This is a genomic window from Bacillus sp. LB7 (assembly GCF_030449715.1).
Lineage (GTDB): Bacteria > Bacillota > Bacilli > Bacillales > Bacillaceae > Bacillus > Bacillus paralicheniformis.
Map to the genome: position 1 here is coordinate 186,445 of NZ_JASGCA010000003.1, position 19,240 is coordinate 205,684.

General features: G+C 47.3%; 16 protein-coding genes. 1 reads left to right on the top strand and 15 read right to left on the bottom strand.

Going from position 1 to position 19,240, the window contains the following annotated elements:
* The first annotated feature begins 4 nt into the window (after positions 1-4).
* The gene (locus QMZ64_RS05790) at positions 5-2,131 is read left to right on the top strand and encodes a cellulose biosynthesis cyclic di-GMP-binding regulatory protein BcsB (protein ID WP_301441204.1); all 2,127 of its coding nucleotides are present in this window, start codon (positions 5-7) and stop codon (positions 2,129-2,131) included.
* Between the two features lie 28 nt (positions 2,132-2,159).
* Here the strand turns inward: QMZ64_RS05790 and QMZ64_RS05795 are convergent, their stop codons facing one another.
* The 15 genes from QMZ64_RS05795 to iolA form a co-directional block, all read right to left on the bottom strand.
* On the bottom strand, positions 2,160-3,449 hold the full coding sequence (locus QMZ64_RS05795; RefSeq protein WP_265625270.1) for a valine--pyruvate transaminase: 1,290 nt from the start codon (positions 3,447-3,449) through the stop codon (positions 2,160-2,162).
* A complete protein-coding gene (locus tag QMZ64_RS05800; protein WP_301441185.1) occupies positions 3,446-4,684 on the bottom strand; it encodes a DUF6421 family protein in 1,239 nt (412 codons plus the stop codon). The genes QMZ64_RS05795 and QMZ64_RS05800 overlap by 4 nt, the downstream gene beginning before the upstream one ends.
* Positions 4,681-5,247 (bottom strand): prephenate dehydratase domain-containing protein, encoded by a 567-nt coding sequence (locus QMZ64_RS05805; protein ID WP_065643509.1) that lies wholly within the window; start codon positions 5,245-5,247, stop codon positions 4,681-4,683. The genes QMZ64_RS05800 and QMZ64_RS05805 overlap by 4 nt, the downstream gene beginning before the upstream one ends.
* 1 nt (position 5,248) lies before the next feature.
* Positions 5,249-6,526 (bottom strand): ATP-grasp domain-containing protein, encoded by a 1,278-nt coding sequence (locus tag QMZ64_RS05810; RefSeq protein WP_301441186.1) that lies wholly within the window; start codon positions 6,524-6,526, stop codon positions 5,249-5,251.
* Positions 6,483-7,421, bottom strand: a complete 939-nt coding sequence (locus QMZ64_RS05815; protein ID WP_265625267.1) for a DMT family transporter — start codon at positions 7,419-7,421, stop codon at positions 6,483-6,485. The genes QMZ64_RS05810 and QMZ64_RS05815 overlap by 44 nt, the downstream gene beginning before the upstream one ends.
* Before the next feature lie 210 nt (positions 7,422-7,631).
* Complete coding sequence (gene fba / locus QMZ64_RS05820) at positions 7,632-8,510, bottom strand: class II fructose-1,6-bisphosphate aldolase (RefSeq protein WP_023856876.1); 879 nt, start codon at positions 8,508-8,510, stop codon at positions 7,632-7,634.
* Between the two features lie 21 nt (positions 8,511-8,531).
* Complete coding sequence (iolI, locus tag QMZ64_RS05825) at positions 8,532-9,368, bottom strand: 2-keto-myo-inositol isomerase (RefSeq protein ID WP_023856875.1); 837 nt, start codon at positions 9,366-9,368, stop codon at positions 8,532-8,534.
* A 67-nt stretch (positions 9,369-9,435) separates the two neighbouring features.
* A complete protein-coding gene (locus tag QMZ64_RS05830) occupies positions 9,436-10,302 on the bottom strand; it encodes a sugar phosphate isomerase/epimerase family protein (RefSeq protein ID WP_265625266.1) in 867 nt (288 codons plus the stop codon).
* A gap of 23 nt (positions 10,303-10,325) precedes the next feature.
* Complete coding sequence (gene iolG / locus QMZ64_RS05835) at positions 10,326-11,360, bottom strand: bifunctional inositol 2-dehydrogenase/D-chiro-inositol 1-dehydrogenase (protein ID WP_243941370.1); 1,035 nt, start codon at positions 11,358-11,360, stop codon at positions 10,326-10,328.
* Between the two features lie 24 nt (positions 11,361-11,384).
* Complete coding sequence (locus QMZ64_RS05840; protein ID WP_265625265.1) at positions 11,385-12,689, bottom strand: MFS transporter; 1,305 nt, start codon at positions 12,687-12,689, stop codon at positions 11,385-11,387.
* Between the two features lie 12 nt (positions 12,690-12,701).
* Complete coding sequence (gene iolE, locus QMZ64_RS05845; RefSeq protein ID WP_075751726.1) at positions 12,702-13,604, bottom strand: myo-inosose-2 dehydratase; 903 nt, start codon at positions 13,602-13,604, stop codon at positions 12,702-12,704.
* A 13-nt stretch (positions 13,605-13,617) separates the two neighbouring features.
* Positions 13,618-15,531, bottom strand: coding sequence for a 3D-(3,5/4)-trihydroxycyclohexane-1,2-dione acylhydrolase (decyclizing) (gene iolD / locus QMZ64_RS05850; RefSeq protein WP_265625264.1), 1,914 nt, complete (start codon positions 15,529-15,531; stop codon positions 13,618-13,620).
* Between the two features lie 31 nt (positions 15,532-15,562).
* Complete coding sequence (gene iolC / locus QMZ64_RS05855; protein ID WP_265627882.1) at positions 15,563-16,540, bottom strand: 5-dehydro-2-deoxygluconokinase; 978 nt, start codon at positions 16,538-16,540, stop codon at positions 15,563-15,565.
* 27 nt (positions 16,541-16,567) lie between these two features.
* Positions 16,568-17,383: a 5-deoxy-glucuronate isomerase gene (gene iolB, locus QMZ64_RS05860; protein ID WP_020453546.1), complete on the bottom strand. Its 816-nt coding sequence runs from the start codon at positions 17,381-17,383 to the stop codon at positions 16,568-16,570.
* A gap of 74 nt (positions 17,384-17,457) precedes the next feature.
* Entirely contained in the window at positions 17,458-18,921 is a 1,464-nt protein-coding gene (gene iolA, locus QMZ64_RS05865) for a methylmalonate-semialdehyde dehydrogenase (protein WP_265625263.1), read from the bottom strand.
* Between the last annotated feature and the right edge of the window lie 319 nt (positions 18,922-19,240).

Sequence of the window (19,240 nt, forward strand, 5' to 3'; positions counted from 1 at the left end):
TTTTTTGAAGTATATCATCATATGTCTGGCAAGCCTTATGCTGATCACGGCGACGGGACAAGCTGCGGCGGCCAAAGACATTACAGTAGACGGCTCGATCCTCGGGGAAAACAGCCGGGAACAAGCCAAACAGCAAGTTCTCACAAACGATCTCTTGACCTTGTACGGGGCAAAAGACAGCGCCGAGCTGACGTATCAAATTCCAGCGGGCGCCTCCTCTGCCCATCAGCAACTCACACTTGAATACGAGGCCTCAGACCTTTTAATTTCACCGTCTTCTTTAACAGCCGAGATTGATGGCGAACCGGTCAAAACGGTTAAGCTTGCAGGGAATGCCGGGAAGAAAACGCTGAAACTCGCGCTAAACAAAAGCCAGTCGTCTCAAGGGTTTCACAGCTTATCACTGAAGTTTTACGGTGTGGTTCATGAAGGCGTCTGCGTCAGACAGGACTCTTCCGGGAACTGGATCAAAATTTACCCGGACAGCCGTCTGAATATCGGGGAAAAGAACGAATCTAAAGGAGTTGCGCTCGAACATTATCCTTATCCGTTCGCCCAGTCCGGCAGCTCCATGGAAAAAACGGCAATCATCATTCCGGACCATCCAAGTTCGGCTGAAATCGAAGCTGCAGTTAAAACAGAAGCCTACCTCAAAATGGTTGACAATAGCATCAGTACGAAGATTTTGGGCGAATCTGACCTGACGAAAATCGACATGCCGACGATTGTGATCGGCGTCCAGCATCACTGGAGCGGCAAAGTGAAAAAGCTGTTGAAACAAACGAAGCTCGAAGCAAAAGGAGACAAACTTTTGCTTGCGGAACGGATGCTTAAAGCAAAGGATAAGCAACAGCCTGTATTGTTTGCGGCTGCATCATCTGATGATGTTCTTTCTGAAAAAATCAGCGTCATCACCGACAAAACGTATGCCGCCCAGCTCAGCGGCGACACGCTGGCAATCGGCAAACTGCAGCAGCATAATAAACGGGACGGCGGCAAGCTGACACTCGAGGATTTCGGGACGGGGGATTTGACAATTGGTTCCGGACAGACATCTTCCGAGCATTTTTATTATCCAGCACCGGCGCTATTAGACAAAAATCAACCTGCAAAGCTTTCACTTACAATGAAAAAATCGGAAACGATTCAAAAGCAGGCCGATCAAAGCGAATTAGCTGCGGAACAGGCGGAGCTGAAGGTCATGATCAATGGTCAGCCTCATTCCGTCGGACTTGACGATTTAGGAAAAGAAGACAAAAACGGCTTTTACCATGTTTCTGTAAAAGTCGATCCGAAACTTTTGCAAAAAAATCGTTACATCGATATTCAATTTGTCACTTCAGGCTTGAAAGAGAACAACCCCTGCTATGCGGCAAACGATGACAAATGGATTTTTATCGATAAACAGAGTGCATTGTCTTACCATGTCAGCGACACGTCAGCTTCAGCCAACTTTCAAGAGTGGCCGCTTCCCTACGCGGGCGATCAGGACAACAAAACGCTGATGATCCTGCCCGACCACGCGGATCAATCAAAGCTTCATGAACTTTCGCTTGTGGTCGGCTCCTTCGGCAGCGAAGCCAGGCAGGCATTCACAGTGAAAACATCCTCTGAAGTCAAACCGGATGACATGAAAGGAAGAAACATCATCTTCATCGGAAGTGTCGATCAATTCTCTCTGCTGAAGGAAAAAACATCCGAATTGGCTGTTCCGACGGCGAAAAACGGGACATTTGATGTGTCATCTTTTCAAATGCTGAATGAAACGACGAAACAAATCGCGTTTACTCAAACATCGCTTTGGGATTCAAATTACTCGATGGCTGTTTTCGCGCCGTTTAAAGGGCAAGGCACAGCTGTCACAAAAGAAATGATCAACTTTTTAAACAGCAATGATTTCGCAGCAACCGTCGTTAATGAAACGGACAGCCATCAGCTGTTTACAAACCATCAACAGCTGACAGCAAAATCCGCTGAAACCAAAACGAATGATAAACAGGAAAGCAATCAGCAACATGTACTGTACATTGCCATCCTGATCGTGATCATAGCGGCAGCGGTTATTCTGATTTTGACAACGGCAAGGCGCAGAAAAAGAAAGGCCAATGCCGGCGGAAAAATTGACGAATAAACAGGGGCTTGCTTTAGCCTCTGTTTTTTTATAAGCATTCTACCTGCTTCTCATATACATCCTTCACAATTTTAGCTAAAACATCGATTCCCTTTATGATATCTTCATCCGCCGCGGTTAAGCTGATTCGTATACACTGGTGCGAATGCGCTATGTACCGGGATTGATGGTGAAAGAAAGATGAGCCGGGAACGATGATGACTCCGTCGGCTTTCATATACTCATACAGCGCCGCATCAGTCACCGGCAAGTCTTCAAACCACATCCATCCGAAAAGCGCCCCTTCCCCTTGGTGCAAATACCATTTGATGTCTTCAGGCATCTTGCCTAAAAGCGTTTCCTTAAGCAGCTTGAATTTATTGCGGTAATACGGCCTGACTTCATTTAGCGACACGTCGGCGAGGCGCCCGTCATTCAATACAGATGCCGCCATATACTGCCCCAGCCTTGAAGAATGGATCGCCGCATTAGACTGAAAAGCTTCCATTGCCTGAATATACCTGGACGGCCCGATGGCGATTCCGATCCTTTCGCCAGGCAAGCCTGCTTTTGAAAGGCTCATACAGTGGATAATCTGATCGTTGAAAATCGGTTCCATGTCGATAAAATGAATCGCCGGAAAAGGCGGAGCATATGCGGAATCAATGAACAGCGGAACATTCGCTTCTCGGCAGGCGTCAGAAATGAATGCTACATGTTCGCCAGGCAAGATGTTTCCGCAAGGATTGTTCGGCCGTGAAAGCAAGACAGCGCCAATGCACGGATCAGTCCGCATCCTCTCTAAAAACGCCTCACGGTCGAGCTCATATCGAAACGTATGATCATCCAATACCGAAATGAGCGGAGGAATCCCCTCAATCATCTCCCGCTCCAACGCCGCTCCGCTGTATCCCGAATAGTCGGGAAGCATCGGTATCAAGGCTTTTTTCATCACAGACACGCTTCCCATTCCGCAAAACGAATTAATCGCCAGAAAAAACAGCTGCTGGCTTCCGGCTGTAATCAGCACATTCTCTTTTCGAATGTCGGCGCGATACCGCTCTGAAAAGAAGCGGACAACACTTTCAATCAGTTCATCGGTCCCATAGCTCGATCCGTATTGGCCGATTACCGAAGAAAACCTGTCATCGTCAAGCAGATTGGCAAGAGCCGACTTCCACATGGCTGACACGCCGGGCAAAATCATTGGATTGCCCGCACTTAAATTAATGTATGACCGCTCTCCGCCGGCCAGGACTTCCTGAATATCGTTCATCACAGCCCTGACCCCTGTCTTCTCATTCATTTTTTCTCCGATTTTGCTTAATGCCGGCTTCACGCTTCCAGTCTCTCCCGCTCAAACCGAAGACGGGCGGTTTCGATTTTCTTATTGATCTCGTCAATGAAATATTGTTCCGGGACGCTGAACCGCTCGCCTTCCCGTCCGGGAGGCAGGTATTGTCTGACATAGCGTTCCGCTGCCTCTTTGTACGCCGAGTCATCCTCGGTCTCTTCCAGCTGTTCGATTTCAGCCACAAGCTTTTTTAAATCGTCCATGCATCGGGAAAGGTCAAGCGACACGGGTTTCTCTTCTCCTTTTTGAATGGAACGGCCGTTTTCAATGATCCAGCTGAACAGAAAATAGCCTGTCCCGGAATCAAAATTCTGCGTTGCATTATGCTGGCTCGGATAGCGCAGCAGCCGTTCATACAAAACAAATTCGATAATTTCCTCCCAGCCGTCATATTGCCGCTCCCACAAGGTGAGGATCGCTTGGCAATCGACCTTGACTTCTTCTAAAATGCCTGCGAAAAAATTCATTTTCGCCTGAATATGCAGATGAAAAGGTTTTTTTCCGCAATGATGAAAATAGTCATGAAGGTAGCCCCACAGTACCCTTGCTTCATATGTGCTGTCGGGGGAAAGCTGAGCCGACTTGAAAGGCGCATGTTCAAAAATGGCCCTCGCTCTTTTCAGCGTGTCCTCATGGTAAATGTGATAAAACTTATTAAAATAGAAAATCGCGAATGTCTGTGATGTAATCTTCTCTTTTGTTTTCACATTTTCCGGGAAGAATACGATGCATTTTTCTTCCGTGAACCCCTTTGTTCCGGCGAGAAGCTTGAGCGATTGACAGCCGTTTTCAGGATGGGGCAGCTCCTCTTCTATCGGCCTCATCATCGCAGGTTCTTCACGAACGGCCAAAAAGGCTTCAAAATAACAGCCTTTCGCATGTGGCCCATTCGGCGTCACGATCGGCGCCGCGAAAAAGGTCGTTTCCTGATCATTCGGAGCCCGGTAAGCCGTCAATAACCGGTCAAAATACGGCGTCTCTCCTAATCCGCGTCCGATCCAGTCCAAGACGTCCTGTTTAAACGCCTCTTTTGCAGCCGTTAGGTGAACCGCTTCATAAATGGTTCCAGCGTCTTCTATTAATTGCAGCAGAAGCTGTTCCGCCCTTTCGTGATGCTCTGTAATCTGTCCTTTATCATTTTGGTACGTCTGCAATTCATGAATGTTCGGTACAATCTGCTCGTTGACCAAGTTTACAATGTCCCCTGTCAATGTCGTCATCGGCTTCCTCCTTCGATTGATTTAAGCCCGTGGATCGTAAAACACATTGGCACTTCCCCAAAATCTTGAATGACTTTCAAACCGTGTTCATCAGCTGCTTTAATCGTCGTGATACAGCCGTCAGCCGCGTTTGAAGCACAGGCCAGGGCCGCTTGTGCATTGCTGGTGACAAATTGGACTTGGCTGCTGAACAGCTTCGCCAGATGGGCGGGAGCGGGGTGTGAAGCGACAGTTTGAATGTCTGATGCCATCGTGTGCTGTTTTGCGGCAAAAACCATGTTGTATGTCGGCATCACAAAACTGTCTATGATCTTTAAATCAGCAAGATTCTCAAATACAATTTGATGCAAAAACGGGTAAACGGCGCAGCCTAAAAGGACTGAATTTTCTGTCGATTTAACATGTGGCAGCGCTTCTTCCAGCGTTTCATAAAGCCTGACTTCCCCGCGGACCCCTTTGTTTTTTAGCCAAAGCAGGCCGGCTTTTTCGCAGTTCGTGCCTTTGGGACCGAGCGTATGGACAATCATCACGGCTTGCTCTTCCTGCACTTTAGTCGAGATCATCTTAACCTCCTATTGTACCCGTCAAATTATTTTGATATATGATATGAAGCTCATCATCCAGTTCCCGGTAGAAAGCTGCGCATTCTTCATATGAATGATGGCTTGTTAATATAAAACCGGGATAACCGGAAAAATGCGGGTACGGCAGAATTTCCACGCCTCTTCTAATAAATTGAAACACCCGCTTTACCTCCGGCCTCTGTTTGACTTCTTCCAGTCCGTCAATTTTTTCAAAAGTGCCGGAGCCCTGTACAGGAATGATATAATTGCCGGCCGTCTTTACAGGCCGGATCTCTTCTTTAAACTCGCTGCTCTCCAGCGGCTTTATTGCGTTTTGCAAGACAAGCTGCATAAAATTGATGCCCGTGCTCTCTTTGACGATGTAATGGGAAACCCCTGAACCGCCGATTCTGGCGCCCACCTCGATAACATAAGGTGTTCCGTCCTTATCCAGCCTCAGCTCTGTATGAGCCGGCCCCTGATGAATGCCCAGCGCTGAGACGGCGCCTGTCACTTCCTTGACAATCGCAAGGCGCGTCTCTTCCTTCAATTGAGCCGGAGCAATATAGACGCCTTCTTCAAAAAACGGACCTTTGCTGTTCCCTTTGTATCCAATCGAAAGAACATGTACATTTCCTTGGATCGACAGCGTTTCAATCACAAATTCCGGCCCATCGATAAATTGCTCGGCTACGATGCCCGTTTTGCCGTGTACGAATCGATTAAGGTCCGTCTCGTTGACGGCCTCGACTTTCCGGACGGCCTCCTCAAGCTCCTTCCGATCATCAACACGGACGACGCCCTGGCTTGAAAAGCCGTTGACCGGCTTGACGACTAATGGATAAGTCAGTTTCCTGTCTTCGAGGTCAGCGAGCGTATGGAACTCGTGGAAAACCGGCGTATTCAGGCCGTTTTGCTGAAGGATGCTGCGGGTTTTATTTTTATTGCGGCAGTTTTCCATTGTTGTGAAAGGAAGCCCCGGCAGACTCAAAGCTTCAGCGGCTTTTGCCGTGAAAGGCAATGCCGGCTCAAACAGTGTCATAACGCCGTCAAACGGAAATTCGACAAATGTCTGTTTGACGATTTCCAGCGCCGCTTCCTCATCTTCAAATAACGGCAGCGGCACACAGCGTTCCACAGCCGGAAGATTGCCCGGGAAATCTTCGGCTGAATTGTAAAAGAACGTGACCTTCAATCCTAAATGCTCAGCTTCTTCAAAAATAAATGGCAAGTGCTTATTTTGACAAATGATGGCCAAGTTTTTGTTTCGTATCGTCAATTTTCGCGATCCTCTCTTCTTTTTTTAAGTTGATGAACATCACACCGAATATGACAAACAGCGTTCCTAAATAAATATTCGCATTCAGTTTTTCATCCAGAAACAGAAATCCGATATAAAGCGCAATGACAGGGGAGATAAACAAGTGGGAAGTCGCTTTTGAGATGTGCCATTTTTTAAGCAGATAAATGTTGATCCAAAAACCCAATATCGAGCCGACAACCGCTAGATAAAGCAGCGCATAAAGGCTCACGCCGGAAAACGTTCTTGTCCCGCTTTCAAAGATGAGGCTGCTGATGAGCAATACCGCTCCGCCGCTCAGCATTGAAAGGGAGTTAAAGCTTAAGATCGGAAGCGAACGAATTCTTTGCTGTACTTTGATTTGAATAAAAGCCGAGCCAAACATCGCACTCAAAATCACAATCATTGCGACGATTTCAATAACATCGACTTTGATCAACAGCTGATTGCCAAACACGATTGTAATGCCGAGCAAAGCAAGGCATATCCCCCATTTTTGCAATTTCGTCGCCGGTGTCCCCTTAACGAGGCGGTTGATCATCAGGGCAAAGACTGAAATGCTTGCCGCTAATATAGACACCAACCCGCTCGGCAAATAAAGAGAGGCCCAATAAACAGATCCGAACGGAACGGAAAAATACATGATGCCGTTCAAAAACGACAGCACCAGCAGTTCCTTTGACAGCACAAACTGCCTTCGTATCAAAAGAAACGCCGCGATCAAAATGCTTGCGATCATAAACCGCATGCCCGCGGACCAAAATGGAAGGCTGTCACTCAACCCGGCTTTTTGAAAAGCCCATGTCGTCCCGCCGATCAAACATAATACGATAAATAAAATATGAACCCGATACTTTAAAACGTTTGTCCGCATAGCGCAATCACCTGATTTTGTTATTGTCTTGCTGTCATTTATTTTCAGAAAATAAAATCCTTTCTGATCAAAATGGATTATGAGGGAAATTATAACTATTATATCAATTACAGTCAATCATTCTTTTGAACCTTTAGAATATCTTTACAAATACTGCCCACAAAAAAAACACTCACTTCGATAAGTGAGTGGAGGTGATATTGATCTAGATTATATTTCTATCTTTTGGGTGCATACCGCTTTTCCGGATGACCCGAATTCTCTCATTTTATGTTTGACCGTTTCTTTGACTGCGCTGATCCCTGGCGTCATATAGGCGCGGGGTTCATATAAATCGGGATTGTCTTTAAACATGCTGCGCGTTTTCTCGGTCCAGGCCACCATGCATTCGGTATTAATGTTGATTTTCGCATGGCCCAGACGGATCGTTTTAGCGATTTGATCAGCCGGGATGCCCGAAGCTCCATGAAGAACAAGCGGAATGTCCGTCACCCGTGAGATTTCTTCCATTTCCTTAAATCCTAAATTAGGCTCGCCTTGATATTTTCCATGAACAGAGCCGAGCGCGGCTGCTAAAGCATCGATACCGGTTTCTTTGACAATGCGTTCGCATTCACCGATGTCGGCATACTGCACCCCGCCGATGAGCCCGTCTTCCATGCCCCCTACGGTGCCAACCTCTGCTTCAACCGAAACATTGCGAATTCCGGCGTATGACACGACCTCTTTTGTCATGGCGATGTTTTCATCGATTGGTGAATGCGAGCCGTCGATCATGACTGAGCTAAAACCGGCGTCAATCGCTTGCTTGCAGCGCTCCGGATTTTTGCCATGGTCAAGGTGAAGGACGACGGGAACGGAGATCGACATTTCCTCAATCAAAGCCGCAACCATTGCGGAAACCGTCTTAAATCCGCCCAAATAATCGATGAGCCGGTCTGAGGCGGCTGCGATGACAGGTGAGCGTTCCTCTTCCGCCGCCTGTAGAATCGCTTTTGTCCATTGAAGGCCGTTAATATTAAATTGACCGATTGCATAATGATGTTCCTTTGCTTCTTGAAGAAGTTCTTTCATGGAAACGAAAGCCACGTTCACCCCTCCTATCCCGTATTAAATCTTGAAGTATTTTGAAACAACTTCAACTGTTGTTTCTTTGGCCGTTCGAATCGTTTCTTCCGCGCTCAGCTTATAGTATTCAGGTCTGAACAATTCAACTGACACGACATCCGAAAAACCGATGTCTTTCAAAGTTGATAAGTGTGCATCCAAGTCGATGGCCCCCTGTCCCGGCCAAACGCGGTCTTCATCTCTTAAAAAGCCGATTGGGAAGTCTTCCGTATCATCGATATGATAAATGAAAATCTTCTTGCCGTCCGCCTTTTTCAAATCCTCAATATCCGAACCCATTGCATGGAAGTGGAAGCTGTCAAGAACAAGGCCGACATTATCGCGGTTCACGGTCATGACGATGTCATAGGCCTGGCTGAACGTATTGACTGTACACTCCGGATGACCGACAAACTCGACAGCGATCTTTACACCGTACGGCTCCGCGATGTCTGACAGCTCTGTCAGCACTTCGACGGAGCTCGCTTTAATATCTTCTTTTAAGATTTTTTGTTCGGTGACAAGCGGTACCGCGACCACATATTTCACACCAAGCGTTTTGCATGTTTCCATCATGCCTTTAAATTCTTCGATGATTTCACGGTGCCCTTTTTCATCGCGGTTGTTGAAAAAGACAAGGGCATTCAAGGCCAGCGGCTTAATATGATGCGTTTGAAAATACTCGGCTAACTCTGAGAGAGAATGGTCTTTTAAATATTCGGGCAGCTTATCCATCGTCCGGATTTCGATATAATCGTATCCGTGCTTCTCACAGTATTCGAGGTCTTTTGCTAGGTTTGAATTTTCCAACGTCGTTGCTTCATTAAAGCATAGCTTCATATTAGATTCTCCTTATCTAAATATCCTTGTGAAGAGAGAGTTCGGCAGGGCGCCGAACTCAAGGGGCTTATCCTAGTAATTCCTGTTTCAGCTTTTCAAGCATGAATCTGCTTGATTCATCCGCTCTTTCGTCAACCCAGGCAAACACGGCGTTCGTCGCAATTCCGTCGAACTTCATTTCTCTCAACTTTCTGAAAATCGTATCAAAATCGACCTCGCCTTGGCCAATGTCCAAATGCTGGTGAACCGTTACTTTCGCGTCAGGCGGATTGACGATGTAGCGAAGGCCATGAGCCGCTTTATGATTATAAGTATCTGCGAATAAAACATGTGTGAGGCGGTCGCCGGCTTCGTCAAACATGGTCTCGATGTCGCCTTTTCCGTCGTCATAGAAGAACGTGTGCGCAGTCGAGTAGACAAGATTGATCCAGTCCTTGTCAAGCGCTCGGATCATATCCATCGCACCTTTGTGTGTTTCGATAAAATCGTATGGATGGGCTTGAAGATTGAGTTTAATGCCTTCTTTTTCAAAGACTGGCAAAAGCTCATCCATGGATTTGATAAATTTTTCTTCACTTGTTAAAGGATCGTATTTTGAACCGCTGAATTCGCTGTTCATCAAATCGACTTCTAGCTCAACCGCAATTTCGATTGCCCTTTTCCAATTGCGCACAGCTGCCTGACGGCGATCTTCATCAGGACCGGCCCAGTGGTAAAGCGGAAGGAGCGATGAAAGCTTAACACCGGTATCTCTTAAAAGCCGCTTTAATTGTTTGATTTTAGCTGAATCGACTTTCGGATATTTATAGAATGGACAAAAATCTTCGCGCGGCGATAGTTCGATATATTCGTAGCCAAGCTCCGCCGCTTTATAGACCGTTTCCTCCAAAGTTAAATCATCGCGATACATCGATGGATCCAATGCTAATTTCATACTTATCACTCCTCGGAAAGTTTTTATTTTTGAACAGTCGTAAACGTTTGATAGAATTCCGGTTTCTCTTGAAGCGCCACAGGTTCTTTCTGTCCGGATTCCTGAGCTTTCACACAGGCGTCCGTCGTCACGGCGGCGATATAGCCGTCCCATGCAGTCGGCCCGCTGACCTCGCCTTTCTGTTGGATCGAGTCAATGAAATCTTGGATTTCTACATCGTAAGCGGCTACAAAGCGGCGCTGCCAATCCATAAGGATATCCGTCGAGAACTTGCCGGCTTTTCTGAGAGAGATGCTTGATGGTTCAGGCAGCTTCACGATTCCGTCTTCGCCGACGATTTCACACTGGATATCGTAGCCGTATTTGCAGTTGACATAGATTTCCGCATTGATCACGACTCCGCCTTTCGTTTCGATGATGACGATTTGCGGATCACGCAAATGAGGAAGCGCGTTTTTCGATTTTTTCGGATAAATGACCTGAACGGATTCGTAGTCGTCATTGATCAGCCAGTGCAGGGCGTCTATTTCATGGACAAGCGTATCGACAACCGCCATATCTGTCGTATAGTTGTCGCCTACAACCGGGTTGCGGTGCGCACAATGGATCATGAGAGGCTCGCCGATGACCCGGTTGTCGATCGCTTCTTTCAGCTGTACGTAACCGCTGTCATAACGGCGCATAAAGCCGACTTGAACGAGACGTTTGCCCGCTTTGATTTCTTCATTGACGATCCGCATGCATCCTTCCGCAGTCGTCGCCAGAGGCTTTTCGCAAAATACGAATTTGTTCGCTTTAATCGCTTTCAAAACGCTTGATTCATGTGCCGGTCCCCAGCTTGTGACTAAGACTGCGTCTACATTTTCGGCTGCGATGAGACTGTCGTCATCCGGATAGACCTTGGCGTTCAGGCTGTAGTCTGTTACAACTTGCTGAGCTGCCTCCTGGTTTACATCGGTGACCGCGACAATTTCGCCGCCGGCCAATTTATTCGTGATGCGGTTGATGTGCTCTTTTCCGATTGCTCCTGTACCAATAACACCAATGCGTAATTTCATTGATAGCCACTCCTTCAAAAATAGTTACATAATTTTTCTTGTTTGCACTTGCCCAGCTTGAGCCGGAGGAGTCCCGTACAGCTCTTCCTGAATTTCTTCAAGCGACTTACCGGATGTATTCGGTGCAAAAAAGAGCCCGATGAGCATGCTGGCCGTTACACATCCAAGGAGAATGGCCGCCATAAATGCAATTCCAAAATTCGAGATGATCATTGGAACGAAAAGGCTCCAAGCTCCGATTGAAATACGAACGAGGAAGAACATCAAGCCTTGTGCAGACGCGCGATATTCCGTCGGGAAAATTTCACTCGCCCATAACTGATAGTTGGCCTGTTGCCCGGCCCCATTGTTCATGCCGATCATCACGATAAAGAGGATGAGGATCGGCATGCCTTCTGCCGGAAGCAGAAACAATGACCAGCCGATCACCGCTGCAAATGCTGAGACCCCAAACACTGTCTTCCTGTATTTGTCTGCAAACGGCATGAAGATAAAAGCGACGCCAAGCCCGGTGAAAATAAACAGCCCCATCTGCAAAATGTTTGCCATGGTCGCTGACACACCGCCGACCTGCTGATAAATGTAAGGCATGAAAAACCCCATGACACCTGCTGCCAGATTCCAAATTAAGTACACGCCCATTAAAAATAAAATGCTTTTCAAATACTTAGGCTGAAGCAAATCGAGATAAGACGTCTTCGGCTTTCTGACGGCTTGAGCCGATTCGGATTGATCCTGCCAGGCATCGGATTCCGGCAGCCTTTTCCGCAGAACATAAGTGATCAGTGCGATAACGAGCAAATGCCCAAACACGATTTTATTGCCCAATAAGCCTAAATCACCGAGCAGGACCGACAGCAGCAGGACCACAACCGCTCCCGCAGCCCATGCGACCTGTGCAACACCGCAATGACGGGCCCTGTTTTTCTTAGGTGCGTTCTCCGCGATGATCGTCCAGGAAGCTGTGATATCAGCTCCTACCGATAAACCGATAATCATGTAACCGCTTAACAAAAAGGGGAAGCTGGTGCCGAACAATACTAAACAAATCCCCAGTGCATAAACCAGCATACTGTTCGTATAGACAGCCTTTCGGCCAATTTTATCGGCCAAAAAGCCTCCGAGCAGCGCTCCGATTGCTGCCGAGATGGCGTTGGCGCTAAATGCGCCGAGCAGTCCGATCTGTGTATCAGAAAGCTTCAGGTAACTGACCCATAAAGATAATCCTGCCGATCCTGCGACAATGGAGCCTGCATCAATGTAATTTGCCAAAGCTGCTGCGACGGTTCGTTTATTGAATGGTGAGACTGCTGCACTTCCATTGCTCAATTTAGTGCCCCCCTAATTGGTTGCTGGGACATTCAACAAGTGACGATCGATGTACTTTCTGGCGATCAATGCGTATTCAAGCGGGTTGGCAACATCGGGATCCTGCTCGGCTTCCACTACGATCCAGCCGGAATAGCCGTGCTTTAGAAGCGTTTGATAGACTTCTCTAAAATCGATGCAGCCGTCGCCTGGAACTGTGAACATCCCTTGCAAAAACGCCTGTTGAAACGATTTTCCTTCCTGCTTGCATTTCTCCATGATCTTGAGGCGCGCGTCTTTAAAATGAACGTGCCCAATCCGGTCCATATGCTTCTCTAAAATGTTCATATAATTTCCATCTGAAATGTAGGCATGCCCAGTATCATACAGAAGGTGCACGAGTGCCGGGTCAGTTCCCGCCATGAGCCGGTCCACCTCTTCCTCTGTCTGCACGCCTGTGCCGAGGTGATGATGGTAGACAAGCTTCAGGCCGTACCGGCCGGCGATTTCCCCGAGGTGATTTAAACCTGCAAATAGCCGCTGCCATTCTTCATCGGTGAAATAAGGCTTTTCTTTAAACACGTTTTTATCCAAGCCCTGCACACTGTACGTCTGTTCTGATACGACCGCAACATCGGCATGGACGTCTTTCAAGTACTGGCAGTGAGCCGCGAATTCCTTGGCTGCTTCTTCAATGCCGTCCCGAATGATATAGCTGCTGAACCACTTGCCGGCAATCCTTAGGTTCCTCAGCTCGAGCTCTTTATTGAGAATGGCCGGTTCCGGAAAAAAGCCGCCCACTTCCGTGCCTTGAAAGCCTGCAACAACAATGTCGCTCAACAAATGCTGAAGTGTATTTCCCGCGCCGATTTCCGGAATATCATCGTTCCGCCATCCTATGGGAGCGATGCCCCATAGAATTTGTGTCTTGCCCATCCTGGTGCCTCCTTTAATACTGCTTTGCAGATTTCAGCATTTTTTCTTTTGCTTCATACGCCTTTTGCACGCTTTCCTGTTCGGAAACCTCTGCAACACCTACGTGCCACCAGCTGTCATAGCCGTCCGTCATCGTCTTCGGCAACACCTTCATTTCGATCAATGTTGAGACATCTTGTTTTTTGGCATCTTCCAGCGCTGCTTTTAATTCTTCAATCGTGTTCGCTTTGTAGGTTTTCGCTCCATAGCCTTCGGCCACTTTCGCGTAGTCAACGTTGAGAATCTGATTGTCTGCTGTTCGGAATTCACAGTAGTAGCTGCCGCTTCCGTGATCCATTTGCAGGTTGTTGATACAGCCGAATCCTGAGTTGTCAAAGAGCAGTACGTTGATTTTTTTATGATATTGGATTGCTGTGATGAGCTCTGAGTGAAGCATCAGGAAGCTTCCGTCTCCGACCAGTGAATAAACTTCTCTATCAGGATGAGCCAATTTCAAGCCGAGCGTTCCCGATACTTCATATCCCATGCAGGAATAGCCGTATTCCAGGTGGTACGTATTCGGTACGTTTGAATGCCACAGCCGTTGGAGATCTCCCGGCAAAGAGCCTGCTGAACAAATGACGACGCTGTCCGGATCAACTGTTTCATTGATGGCGAGCAATGCCGTTGTTTGCGGGAGCTCGGTTTGCAGCACATCCGCGTATTCGTTGAGTATGTCTTGAGAAAAATGATCTTTAATTTCAGGTGTGAAGTTTTCGCGCTGAAATGTTATCTTGCTCAAACGGTCACGCTCAGCAAGCCACTCGTCTTTCAGCTCCTTGATGATCGAACCGAATTCGCTCTTATAGCCTTCCAATAAACCGTGCAGCTTGCCGAGCGTTACTTTTGCATCGGCAACGACTTGGAAAGCATCCAGTTTATATGCCTGCATTCTGTTGACATTGATGTTTAAAAACTTTGAGTTGTCAAAGTCAAAAGCGGTTTTTGATGATGTCGCAAAATCGGTATAGCGCGTGCCGATTCCGATGATCAGGTCAGCCTCGCGAGCCGCTTTGTTTGCCGCCAGCGTACCTGTGATGCCCATTCCGCCCAAGTTGTTGGCAAAATCAGCTTCAACTGTGGATTTCCCGGCCTGGGTTTCCACCAGCGGAATATTGTAAGCTTCAGACATGGCGATCAATTCATCGCGCGCTCCGGAATATTTCGCTCCGCCGCCGACCAAGATGAGCGGTTTTTTGCTCGACTTGATCAGTTCCGCCGCTCCCTTCAGTTCACGCTCACTCGGCTCTTTGCGGTCAATATAGTGAACGCGTTTCTCAAAAAAGCTTTCATCGAAATCATAGGCTTCGCCTTCAACATCTTGAGAAATGCAAATCGTTGCAGGACCCGCTTTTGCAGGATCTGTCATCACTTCAAAAGCACGAATCAGACTGCTCATCAACTGTTCAGGGCGCGTAATCCTGTCCCAATACCTAGAAACAGGCTTCAAAGCATCGTTCGTCGTAATCGCCGCACTGTATTCCTGTTCTACTTGCTGAAGAACAGGGTCAGGCTGTCTCGTTGCAAATGTATCAGCTGGAATCAAGAGAACCGGAATGTTGTTCGCAAGCGCCGTACCTGCGGCGGCCACAAGATTAGCTGCTCCCGGTCCGACTGATGTCGACACAGCATAGATCTTCCTTCTCAGCATTTGCTTGCTGTAAGCCATTGCTGCATGCGCCATTCCCTGCTCATTCTTGCCTTGAAACACCTTTAAATGACCCGCATCCTGTTCAAGCGCCTGGCCGATGCCAACGACGTTCCCATGGCCGAAAATCGTAAAGATTCCCTCGACAAACGGTGTTTCTTCACCATCTACATGGATGTACTGCTGATTTAAGAATTTAATTAACGCTTGTGCTGTGGTTAAACGTATTTTCTTGCCCACAAACGATCCCACCTTTATTCATATTCTTCATTTAAGCCTGAGCCGCGATAAGCGCTTCAATCTCGGCGACTGTCGGCATCGCTTCAGATGAGCTGTGCTTGGAAACAACAATGGATGCGGAAGCGCTTCCGTATTTCAGCGCCGTTTCAATATCTTTGCCTGAAACGAGTCCGTAGAGGAAGGCGGAAGCGTATGAATCGCCCGCTCCAAACGTTTTCAAGACCTTCGTTTTGTATGCTTTCGCCCGGAAGACGTCCCCGGATTTGCTGTATGCATATGAACCTTCGACACCGTGCTTGATAACGACAAGATCTGCGGAATGTGCAAACAAATGCTGAACAGATTCTTCATTGCTGCCGCCGCTCTTATTTTCCATTACATCAAACTCATCACGCGTTCCGATGACAATGTCCGATTGTTCGGCAACAAGCGTATAGTAAACGGACGTTTCCTCCGCAGATGTCCACGTATATGGACGATAGTCAAGCTCAAAGACCACTTTCACTTGATGCTTTTTCGCCAGCTGCACGGCTTTCAGCACCGCTTCGCGGGAAGGGCTTTTAGCCAGCGCCGTACCTGACACAAGAAGCATCTTCGATTTCGCGATATAGTCTTCGTTCACTTCAGAAGGGGCAAGGTAAAGATCTGCAACATCATCCCTGTACATTAAAATACTGCATTCTTCAGGGCTTAAAATCTCTGTGAAAGCAAGCCCCGCTTTATGTCCGTCTTTATCGACGGCCATTTGTGACGTATCGACACCCGTATTTTTCATATAGGTTTCGATGAATCTGCCGTGCTGGTCATCCGGAATCTTGCCGATAAAGCCGGTCTTCAATCCTAATTTGGAACAGCCGATTGCAATATTAGCCGGGGAGCCGCCGACATATTTTGAAAATGTCATCGTCTGCTCCATCGGTCTGTTGTATTCGACTGCGTTTAAATCGATGCATGCGCGGCCGATCGCTACAATGTCAAATTCTTTCTTTTCATTAAACGTATACTTCATCTTCAACAGCCTCTCCTTGCCTTATTGTTAGCGTTCCAAAATCCATTCATGGTCAGGATCGTTATGAAATTTCCATTTCCGCGTCGGCCCTGCCATCACGTTTAAATAATAGGATGTGTATCCGTCAGGCACCCCGACAGGATGGTATCCGGCCGGCACGATGACAACGTTTCCATTTTCGACAGTCATCGTCTCGTCGATAGAACGGTCATCGGTGTAGACGCGCTGAAAGACAAAGCCTTGCTGCGGGTCAAGTTCATGGTAGTATGTTTCTTCTAAAAAGGACTCTTCAGGCAGGTTGTCTTGATCATGCTTGTGCGGCGGATAGCTGGACCAGTTTCCGCTTTCAGTGTAGACTTCGACGACTAAAAGGCTGTTCGCTGAAGGATCAGAATCCGGAAGTATGTTATGAACGGTTCGTTTATTGCTGAATTTCCCGCGGTTTTCAATACCGTTGTCTTCAGCTTTGATCAGTTTCGTCGGCAGCTGGTTTTCAGAAGGGGAATAGCACAAGGCAACTCTTGCCTCTGTAACCGCGGTAATGCCGAACTTGCGGTCATTTGACACATATACGCTGTCGGTCGGCTTTCTTTCGAAAACGCTTTCTCTCGTGCCGATATTTTCAAATGTCTGTTCATGATCGGTTACGGTAATCTTTCCGGTAAGCGCGACGATGCAGCATTCTTGTTTGCTCAGCGATTCTTCATAGCTGGATCCCGGTGCGAGATCAAGGACTTTAAACTCGACATAACTGAGATCCGAATTCGATTTTTTCACTTCGTGTACAAGCTTCACGCCTTGTGACAGCTCATTCGCCTGCGGCTTGCGCAACAAATGACTCATGGATAAAGCCTCCTTTTCAAACTTGAAACATGATCCGAACAGCGCGGGAACCGCGCCGCTCGGTTTTTTCACAATTAATTGAAGTCAGGCGCCGGATATCTTGCAGTGACGACCTTTTTGCGCGTATAGAAATCGACGCTGTCTTTTCCGTTCGCATGCAATGTGCCAAAGAACGAAGACTTCCATCCGGAGAACGGGAAGAATGCCATCGGAGCCGGTACGCCCAAGTTGATACCGAGCATTCCCGCATCAATGTTTTCACGAAAATAGCGGATCGCATTCGAATTCGATGTGAACAAACATGCGCCGTTTGCAAATTCGGATTGGTTGGCGATGTCAACCGCTTCTTTCAAGTTCTTCACACGGATGACTGACAATACAGGAGCAAAAATCTCGTCTTTCCAGATCGTCATATCAGTTGTGACATTGTCAAAGATTGTCGGTCCGACGAAATAGCCTTCATCTGTCACATTTTCACGTCCGTCGCAGACAAGTCTCGCACCCTCTTCAACTCCTTTTTGTATATAGCCGAGTGTGCGTTTCTTGTTGTCTTCGCGAATGACAGGTCCGAGGAATACACCGTCGTCTAGTCCATTTCCGATTTTGACTTCAGATGCTTTCTGAACCAATTTCTCCATGAATTCATCTGCGATCCCTTCTTCAACCGTCACTACTGCACATGCCATACAGCGTTCGCCGGCAGATCCGAAAGCAGCGCCGATAATATTTGTTACCGTGTCTTCAAGATTGGCATCGTTCAGAACGATGGTGTGGTTTTTAGCGCCTGTCAGCGATTGAACGCGTTTCAGGTTTTCGCTTCCTTTTTTATAGACATATTCGCCGACCGGTTTTGAACCGACGAATGAAATCGCTTTAATTTCCGGGTGTTCGAGAATGCCGTTTACTACATCATGCGCACCGTATACGACATTGAAGACCCCTTTAGGAAGTCCGGCTTTTTCAAACAGTTCAACAAGCTTTTCCGTCAAAAGCGGCGTCCGCTCGGAAGGTTTCAGAATAAATGTGTTTCCTAACGCAATGGCCATCGGGAACATCCAGCACGGTACCATCATCGGGAAGTTAAATGGGGCAATTCCGCCGACGACTCCGATCGGGTAACGGTAGTTCGCCGCTTCAACATCGGTTGCAATTGAAGCAAGTGAATCTCCCATCATCAGGGAAGGCGCTCCAGCTGCAAATTCGACATTCTCAATGCCGCGTCCAACTTCGCCCAACGCTTCTTTCGTGTTTTTTCCGTTTTCAATCGTGATGAGGTGGGCGAGCTCCTCTTTATGCTGAGTCAAAAGCTGCTGAAAGTTAAATAGAATTCTTGCCCGGCGCGGAACAGCCACTTTTGACCATGTTTTAAACGCTTCAGCCGCTGTTTGCGCTGCGTATTCGATATCCTCGCGCGTCGAAATCGGCACCTGGCACAGCACTTCTTTCGTCGCAGGATTGATTACATCTTCATATTTGTCGGTTTTGCTTTCAACCCATTCTCCATTAATATAGTTTCTTAACTTTCTGATTTCTGCCATTCTTATAACCTCCTTGAATATTAAACATCTCCTGGTACAGATGGGGCAGGTTCCAGCCATTATGTATGAATGCCGAACGGCTCTTCAGTGCATAACGGATTTTCGCAAAAAACAGGAATGAAACGCTTACAAAAGAAATGAATGAATAGAACGATGATTTTATCAAAAGAACCGCGACGCAATAAAACGTTTACACTCAGAAATTTCTCAACTTTATCACGTTTTGGTTACTTCTTGGTTATATTCTAATCCGCTCTTACCCATAAGTCAATCAAAATCATTAAATTTTTCTTTTGTAAGATTTATAGAAAAACTTAAA